This window comes from Citrobacter sp. wls826 (assembly GCF_005281245.1).
GTDB classification, from domain to species: Bacteria; Pseudomonadota; Gammaproteobacteria; order Enterobacterales; family Enterobacteriaceae; genus Citrobacter; species Citrobacter braakii.
Window position 1 is genome coordinate 1 of sequence record NZ_SZWS01000049.1, and the last position, 2,098, is coordinate 2,098.

A 2,098-nucleotide genomic window follows, 5' to 3' on the forward strand; every position below is an offset into this window, starting at 1 on the left:
TGACCGGAGGGCAATCCGGTCACGACTGACCATCACTTAAACTAGAGAGGTAAAAATTATGGTCGCCACTAATACTACGGCAAGCAAAACGAATAAATCCAGACGTAATAAGAAATCTGAATCCACAACCGCTCCTGCTACAGATCAGACTCTGAGCCAGCTTTTAGCTGTGCTCCCCGTACAGCAAATCGCTTATACGCGTTTGTCTGCATCAGATCTGAATGTGCGTCTGATTAAGCATACTGACAAGGAAGTGGAAGAACTGGCTGACAGTATTGCTGCCGTGGGGATCCTCCAGAATCTGGTCGGCGTCGAACAGCCGGACGGAACGATCGGGATTGTGGCTGGTGAAGGTCGCCGCAGAGCATTGGGTGTTCTTGTTGTGCGGGGATGTGTGGATGCTGAATTTCCGTTTGTTCCGGTAAAAGTCGTTCCGCTGGACCTCGCGGTGGCTGCCTCCATGACGGAGAATGGCAAACACAAAATCATGCACCCTGCCGAGCAGATTGTCGGCTTCCGTAATCTTGAGCGAGAAGGGCGAACCCCCTCACAAATTGGCGCTCTGCTGGGATATGCACCTCGCCATGTTCAGCGCTGTCTGAAACTGGCGAACCTTGCGCCATCCCTGCTGGATGCACTGGCGCGGGATGAGATTACCCTTGAGCATTGTGAAGCTCTGACCCTGGCTGATTCTCACGAGCGTCAGGAGCAAATCTGGAAAGAGGCAGTCGAACAATATCGCACTCCGAGTGTACATACTCTCCGTAAAATGGCCACAGATGACAAAATGGCCATAAGCCATCCGATGTTTGTCTTTGTCGGTGAAGAAGCCTACCTCGCAGCAGGAGGTCATCTGACCGCAGATCTGTTCAGCGATAAAGACAATACTTTTGCTGATGCTGCACTGGTGAAATCTTTGCTCGCCGGAAAACTCACGGTGATGGCTGCGCGTATCCGGCAGGAACAGGGCTGGGGCTGGGCTGAGTTTCGTATGACAGAACTCAGCGGTCATGGCGAAGATAAAGAGCTGTACCGCTTTGCCATGCCAGCGGCTGTGCTGACTGGTGATGAACAACGCCGTATTGATGAACTTGAAAATGCCATCGAGGTATGCTCGTCTTATGATGAACAGTACGAATTTCAGCAGCAGATTGATTATATCCGTATCGAGGCCAAATACCGCGAGGCCACGCCGGAATTTCGGGCGAAGCATGGTGTATGGGTGTCATGGGATAACGGCAATTTTCAGGTTCAGCCAGGTATCCGCAAACTGACTGACGAAGATCGCGCACAGGAAGAACAGGAACGAGAGGCGTGACAGACGCAGGATAACAATGTAATCACCTACACCATGCCGGAAACACCTGCCGACGCATATCCGGCAACGCTGGTTAAAGCTATGTCCGCTGAACGTACTCTCGCGGTACAGGCTGAACTGGCGGGATGCCCTGACGTGTCTGTGGCGCTGCTTACATGGACACTGTGTCTCGGTCTGTTTGAACGCAGTTATGGTCAGCGTAGTGAACCCCTCAAAGCCTCAGTCACCAGTAATCAGTATCTGCTCGTCTCTCTGGCTCCGTCCGGTGATGAGGGCAAAGCTTTACTGTCACTTAAGGCTCAGCGTGAAGCATTTCAGGCGACGTTGCCGGAAAACTGGCATCTGGATTTCACCTGGTTGCTGCCATGGTCTGCGGAACAGGTGTGCGCCCTGCTGGGATTCTGCGCAGCACATGGGATCAACGGTATTCAGGAACGCCTGTATAACCGTACCGAGCGAAGTGAACTGGATGGGCTGGAAGCTGCACTGGACTTTGATCTGCGCAAATGGTGGCAGTCGGATGCGGCCAGCTACTTTGGAAAACTCAAAATTTCTCAGATCGGCAAGGTTTATGAGGAAGCTGGGATGGCGGAAAGAGCGCGGGAAATTGTGAAGCTCAAACGTCGTGATGCCGCTGCTGCTGCAGATGAACTGAGTGCAAAAGTCTGGTTACCAGACTAGATGGTTCGTACTCAACCTGTTGAACAGGATGAAACTGAGTTAACAGAAACTGACCACACAGACCACGCAGCTTAAGACGGAGGCCGCCGCCTTTGGGCG

2 protein-coding genes are annotated in these 2,098 nt (G+C 52.5%); both read left to right on the top strand.

Annotated elements, in window-relative coordinates:
* Window positions 1-58 precede the first annotated feature (58 nt).
* Window positions 59-1,318, top strand: coding sequence for a ParB/RepB/Spo0J family partition protein (locus FDW87_RS22360; RefSeq protein ID WP_252363127.1), 1,260 nt, complete (start codon window positions 59-61; stop codon window positions 1,316-1,318).
* A gap of 33 nt (window positions 1,319-1,351) precedes the next feature.
* Window positions 1,352-1,999: a hypothetical protein gene (locus FDW87_RS22365; protein WP_252363128.1), complete on the top strand. Its 648-nt coding sequence runs from the start codon at window positions 1,352-1,354 to the stop codon at window positions 1,997-1,999.
* The last annotated feature ends 99 nt before the right edge of the window (window positions 2,000-2,098 follow it).